This is a genomic window from Actinomadura livida, from assembly GCF_014648675.1.
GTDB lineage: Bacteria > Actinomycetota > Actinomycetes > Streptosporangiales > Streptosporangiaceae > Spirillospora > Spirillospora livida.
The window spans coordinates 203,070-209,069 of record NZ_BMRO01000012.1 but is presented as its reverse complement, the minus strand read 5'-3'; the positions used below and the strand labels follow the sequence as shown (position 1 = coordinate 209,069).

Below are 6,000 nucleotides of genomic sequence, written 5' to 3'. Positions count from 1 at the left end.
GCGGGCGGACCCGTTTCGCCCTGCGGGAGCCGGCGGCGGCCTATTGGACGATCTCCATCTGGGCCATCATCTGGAACGGCCCGGAGTGCTCCATCATGTGGCAGTGGTAGACGAAGCGGCCCAGGTGCTCGCCGAACGTCGCCTGCACCCGCACCGAGGTGCCCGGCGGCACCGACACGGTGTCCTTCAGGCCGGACTCGCCCGGCCACGGCGGCGCGCCGTCCCGGTCCAGCACGCGGAAGCGGACCATGTGCAGATGGAAGTTGTGGTCGATGCCCCAGTCGGAGTCGTCGTTGTAGATGCGCCAGACCTCGGTGGTGCCCCGCTTGATCCGCACGTCCACCCGGTCGGGGTCGAAGGGCTTGCCGTTGATCCAGAACACCTGCTGGTCGTCGGACAGCTGCATCCGGATCTCGCGCTCGACGGTGGGCTTGGGCAGCGTCGGGTTCGGCCGCAGCACGGCGGGCGGCCCGCCGGTGTCGAACCCGCGCCGGTCGACGTCGAACCGCATCACCGGCCCCCATTCGCTCTCCAGGACCACGCTGGAGCCGACGGGCACGTCGGAGAAGTCGACCACCACCTCGGCGCGCTCGCCCGGCGTGATCAGCACCTCCTTGCGCGACACGGGTGCGGGCAGCAGGCCCCCGTCGGAGGCGATCTGGACCATCTCCCGGCCGCCCAGGTTCACCTTGAAGTCGCCGTGGTTCGAGGCGTTGAGCAGCCTGAACCGGTATCGGCGCGCGGCCACCTTGAAGTACGGCTGGGGCCGGCCGTTCACCAGGAACGTGGTGCGCGTGCTGACATCGTCGTAGGGGCTGAACAGGATCTGGCCGTCCTCGTCGAACTTGCCGTACCGCAGCATGATGGGCACGTCGTACTCGCCGGAGGGCAGGTTCAGCCGCGCCTCGTCATACCCCTTGAGCAGGTAGAAGCCGTGCAGGCCGCGGAAGACGTGCTCGGCCTCCAGGTGGTGGACGTGGTCGTGGTACCACAGCGTGGCCCCGGGCTGCCGGTTCGGGTACGTGTACACCTTGGAGCCGCCGGCCGGGATCACGTCCATCGGGTGGCCGTCGCTGGACGCCGGGTTGTGCCCGCCGTGCAGGTGGACGTTGGCGTCTTCCTTCAGCCGGTTGCGGTACTTGATCTGGATCGCCCGGCCCTCCGTGGCCAGGATGGTGGGGCCGACGAACGTCCCTCCGTAGGTGAGCGCGGCCGTCTTGAAGCCGGGGAAGATCTCGACGTTGGCGGGCTGGATGTCCAGCACGTACTGGTCGAGCTTCGAGGTCCGGTAGGACGGCCTCAGCACCTGGGGAACGGGCATGGGGACCGAGAACGGGTCCAGGGGCGGCGCCGCGTTGGCGGCGACCGACCGGGTCGTCACCTTGCCGCCATGGTGGTGGTGCGAGGTCGCATTGCGCACGCCGTTCTCGGTGGAATCGCCGTGCGCGAGCCGCGCCAGCGGCATGACCGACGCGGCGCCGGCGACACCGCCGATCGTGAGTATTTTCCTTCTGTCCAGCATGGTTCCCCCTGGAGGTCCAGTATGTGAGAGCAGATCCTCACACCTTTACTGACACCCGATTTCTCGCAGAATGCGTTATTTGTCGCCGGTATTTCGCGGTGTCGACGTAACGGCACGAGAAGAGAAGCCGTTCCGGCTCATCGCGACCACGCTGGTGGTCATGGGAGCGCGGGAGCAACTGCCGTCCGACCGCGACGGCACGGGACGATTAGCGATCGCGCGGTCACTCGCCCGGACCGCGCCACAGTGGCCGCCGCACGTCGGCGTCGGCGGCCGCAGCGTGCACAGCACCAGGACGGACGTGCCGGACCGGACGGCCCGCGGCGTCCTCGACCGGGTCGCCCGATGGCTCGGCCCGCCCGGTGACCCCGCGGCCCGGGGACGGGCCGAGGCGTTCCCCTACCGGGAGGTCGTCGAGCGGTACCGCCACCACGGCCGCACCTACGCGGACCCGGCGCTGGTGGAGGCGCTGCGCGAGGTCCACGCCCGGCTTCCGGCGCCGCGGACGCTGCCCGAGCGCCTGCTCGCCGACTGGCTGCCGAGCACCTTCGACCAGGACGACGGCGACTACGACTCCTACGTCAACATGCCGGTGCTGGAGCGGCTCGCGGACGAGTACCCGGGGGCGGACGCCGACACCGTCCACGACGCCGAGCTGGTGGCGCTGCTGTCGGACCTGCTGATCGTCGAGGGGGAGGCGCTCGCGGCCGACCCCGGCGCGCATCCGCAGCGCGTCCGCACCCACGCGACGCTCCAGGCGCTCGCCCGCGCGGCCGAGCTGGCGCCCCTGGCGGCGGGTGCGGTCGGCGTCGCGCTGGACTCCCGGGGCGGCCGGCGGATCGGCCGCGACGACACCGCGCTGGCGGGCTGGGCGCGGCTGCGCGGCCAGGACGTCCTGGACCGGGTGCCCGCGCCGGTCCGGCGCACGGTGGAGAGCGCGATGCTGCCCACCACCCCGCTGCACGACGAGATCATGTTCATCCGCAGCGTGCAGATCTTCGAGATCGTCTACCGGCAGATGTTCCGGTGCCTGGAGCGGGCGGTCGCCGCCCTGCTGGACGGGGACCCGGTGGCGGCGGCGGGCGAACTGGACGACGCGGGCCGGCGGGTGGCGGCCACCCCGGTCCTCTTCCGGGTGCTGACCACGATGTCGCGCCCGGCGTTCGCGCATATCCGGGCGCACACCGACGGGCGCAGCGCCGTGCAGTCGCGCGCGTACCGGCAGGTGGAGCGGCTCAGCGCGGTCCGGCCGCCCGCCGCGACCGACGCCCGGACGGCGCCGGTCGTGATCACCGGCCCGACGCTGCAGGAGGCGTTCGACGCCCGGCTCGCGGACCTGGGCCCCGACGCGATGCGGCCGGTGGCGGAGGCGATGCTGCGCCTGGACCGGGGCTGGCGGGCCATGAAGCGCACGCACTGGGGCATCACCCGCAAGATCATCGGTTCGGTGCCGGGCACCGGCGGCACCTCGGGCGCCGACTACCTCAAGGGCACGGCGGAGATCCCGCTCTTCCCGGGGCTGCACGACGCGGCCTGGGAACGGGCGGCCGGATGAAGGGACCCGCGATGGCCGGGCACAACGACGACAACGGCCTGCTCCGGCTGAAGATCATGGGCTACCTGGTGTCCCAGGCGATCTTCGCCGTGACCGAGCTGGACGTCGTCGAGGAACTGGTGGACGGACCGGCCGACGCCGCGCGGCTCGCCGAGCGGACCGGCGCGGACCCCGACGCGCTGCGCAGGTTCCTGCGCGTGCTCACCGCCGAGGGACTGTTCGTGGAGGAGCCCGCCGGCACCTTCGCGCTGACGCCGATGGGCGCCCTGCTGCGCCGGGACGCGCCGGGGTCGCTGCGCCACTTCGTCACGCTGATGGCCGGCGACGCCTACCAGGCGTGGTCGGCGGCGACGCATTCGCTGCGCACCGGCGAGCCGGCCTTCGACGTGGTGTTCGGCAAGCCCATGTTCGACTGGCTGAGCGAGCGCCCGGAGGCGTCCGCGACCTTCAACGCGGCGCAGGCCGGCCTGGTCGACCTGCGGCTGCGGCCGCTGCTGGAGCGCGACTGGTCCGGCGTGGCCACCGTGGTCGATGTGGGCGGCGGCAACGGACGGCTGCTGAACATGCTCCTGTCCCGGACGCCCGGCCTCCAGGGCGTGCTGTACGACCTGCCGCACGTGGTGGAGGACGACGGCCTCGTGCTGGCGGACGCCGACGTGCGGGACCGCTGCCAGGTGGTGGGCGGCGACTTCTTCCGCGCGGTCCCCGAGGGCGGGGACGTGTACGTGCTCGCCCAGATTCTGCACGACTGGGACGACGCCAGGGCGACGGAGATCCTGCGCCGGTGCCGCGAGGCGATGCCGGGGCACGCCCGGCTGCTCATCCTCGAACAGGTCGTCCCCGACGACGCCGTCCCCCACCCGGCCAAGCTGCTCGACCTGCACATGCTGGTGCTGCTCGGCGGACGCGAACGCGGTGAGGGCGCCTGGCGGGCGCTGCTGGCCGCGGCCGGGTTCGAGGTGGAGCGGATCGGGCACTGGGCCCGGTCCGCGCTGATCGAGGCCCGCCCCACGACCGGCTGACCGTCCCACGACCGGCCGACCACCCCCCGACCGAGCGACGGCCCGACGGCGGCGCCCCCGGCGGACGACCGTCCGCCCGGGGGCGTTCTCCGGGACCCGCCGGCCGCCGTCCCGCCTAGGAGCGGGTCTCCATGATGCGGAAGGTCGGGTGGTCGGCCGCTTCGGGGATCTGGGCGAAGGTGCGGGCCACGGTGGGCCTGCTGCCGTACTCGCGCAGGTAGGCGTGCAGGATCGGCTGGCGGTCCTGCGGCGGGATCTCGACCGCGGTGAACGGCTGCGCCTGACCGCGCATCGTCAGGGTTCCCACGCCGCCCGCGGCGCGCAGGTTCCGCACCCAGTGGGCCTCCCCGTAGGGCGTGACCAGGTAGCGCTCGCCCTGGAAGCGCAGGACCACGACCGGCACGGACCGGACCTTGCCGCTCGTGCGCCCGCGCACCGACAGCATGGCGATGTCGTCGCGGAAGATGCGCGGGGCGATACGGCTCACGATGGAGCGCAGCCACCAGGGCGGCCTGCGGTAGGTGATCGTCGCCGACGTGGCGGACGCCGGCTGGTGACTGGTTTCCACGCTGCCTCCTTGAGAAATCGGTCTCGCTGTTCAACGGTCACGCGGCACGCCGGGCCGTGCATCTCCCAAAATGGCGTTTCCGGCGGGCCGTGCTGGACGCATTCGTGGAGATGCGGCACGTTTTTCCGGGCCCGCAAGATTGGGAGAGGCCGCCCGGCCAGGCCAGGTGCCGGAAAGTGAAGGAGATGTCGATGCGAGCGATTGGCGATTCCACGGTGGTCTGCGGGGCGGTCCGGTGAACATTCTTGTGACGGGCGGCGCGGGGTTTATCGGCTCGGAATTCGTGCGCGCCGGGCTGCGCGGCCAGCTGCCCGGTTCCGGGGACGACCGGATCACGGTCCTGGACGCGCTGACGTACTCGGGCAACCCCGCGAACCTCGCGCCCGTCGCGGATCGGCCCGGCTACCGGTTCGTGCACGGCGACATCTGCGATCCCGCCGTGGTCGACGAGACGGTGCGGGGGCACGAGGTGATCGTCCATTTCGCCGCGGAGACGCACGTCGACCGCTCGATCTCCGGGCCGGGGCGGTTCGTCCGGACCAACGTGCTGGGCACCCAGGTGCTCCTGGAGGCGGCGCTGCGGCACGGCGTGCGCCGGTTCGTGCACGTGTCGAGCGACGAGGTCTACGGATCCATCGACCAGGGGTCGTGGACGGAGGAGTCGCCGGTGGACCCCACGGCTCCCTACGCGGCCACCAAGGCGGGCTCCGACCTCATGGCGCTCTCGTTCCACCGCACGTTCGGCATGGACGTCGTCGTCACCCGCTGCACCAACAACTACGGGTGGTACCAGTTCCCCGAGAAGCTGATCCCGCTGTTCGTGACCAACCTGCTGGACGGGCTGCCGGTGCCGCTGTACGGCGACGGTGAGAACCGCCGCGACTGGCTGCACGTCTCCGACCACTGCCGCGCCATCCAGCTCGTCCTGCGGGAGGGACGGGCGGGAGAGGTCTACCACATCGGCGGCGGGGACGAGCTGAGCAACCGCGAGATCACCGGGCTGCTGCTGGACGCCTGCGGCGCCGGCTGGGACCGGGTGGAGCACGTCACCGACCGGCTGGGGCACGACCGGCGGTACTCGCTGGACGCCACGAAGATCCGCGAAGAGCTGGGGTTCGTGCCGCGGATCGGCTTCGCGGAGGGCCTGCGCTCGGTCATCGAGTGGTACCGCGACAACCGGTCGTGGTGGGAGCCGCTGCGGACGCGCGCGATGCTCGCCAGCCGCGACGGCCTCGCCGCCTGACGCCGCCCGGCCGGCACGGGCCTGGACCGGCCCGCACCGCGGAAGCGGTGCGGGCCGGCGGACCCGCGTCCGCCCACCGGCCCGCACCGC

5 protein-coding genes are annotated in these 6,000 nt (G+C 72.3%); 3 read left to right on the top strand and 2 right to left on the bottom strand.

What is annotated here, in order from left to right:
* Positions 1-40 precede the first annotated feature (40 nt).
* Positions 41-1,522 carry a multicopper oxidase family protein gene (locus IEZ03_RS27320; RefSeq protein ID WP_184879798.1) on the bottom strand — a complete coding sequence of 494 codons (1,482 nt, stop codon included), beginning with the start codon at positions 1,520-1,522 and terminating at the stop codon, positions 41-43.
* A gap of 160 nt (positions 1,523-1,682) precedes the next feature.
* Here IEZ03_RS27320 and IEZ03_RS27315 point away from each other — a divergent pair, with 160 nt between their 5' ends.
* Both IEZ03_RS27315 and IEZ03_RS27310 read left to right on the top strand, forming a co-directional pair.
* Positions 1,683-3,077, top strand: coding sequence for a tryptophan 2,3-dioxygenase (locus IEZ03_RS27315; RefSeq protein WP_184879800.1), 1,395 nt, complete (start codon positions 1,683-1,685; stop codon positions 3,075-3,077).
* The gene (locus tag IEZ03_RS27310; RefSeq protein ID WP_221480537.1) at positions 3,074-4,099 is read left to right on the top strand and encodes a methyltransferase; all 1,026 of its coding nucleotides are present in this window, start codon (positions 3,074-3,076) and stop codon (positions 4,097-4,099) included. The genes IEZ03_RS27315 and IEZ03_RS27310 overlap by 4 nt, the downstream gene beginning before the upstream one ends.
* 115 nt (positions 4,100-4,214) lie before the next feature.
* Here the strand turns inward: IEZ03_RS27310 and IEZ03_RS27305 are convergent, their stop codons facing one another.
* Positions 4,215-4,667, bottom strand: coding sequence for a nitroreductase family deazaflavin-dependent oxidoreductase (locus tag IEZ03_RS27305; protein ID WP_221480538.1), 453 nt, complete (start codon positions 4,665-4,667; stop codon positions 4,215-4,217).
* Between the two features lie 235 nt (positions 4,668-4,902).
* Here IEZ03_RS27305 and rfbB point away from each other — a divergent pair, with 235 nt between their 5' ends.
* The gene (gene rfbB, locus IEZ03_RS27300; RefSeq protein WP_184879802.1) at positions 4,903-5,910 is read left to right on the top strand and encodes a dTDP-glucose 4,6-dehydratase; all 1,008 of its coding nucleotides are present in this window, start codon (positions 4,903-4,905) and stop codon (positions 5,908-5,910) included.
* The last annotated feature ends 90 nt before the right edge of the window (positions 5,911-6,000 follow it).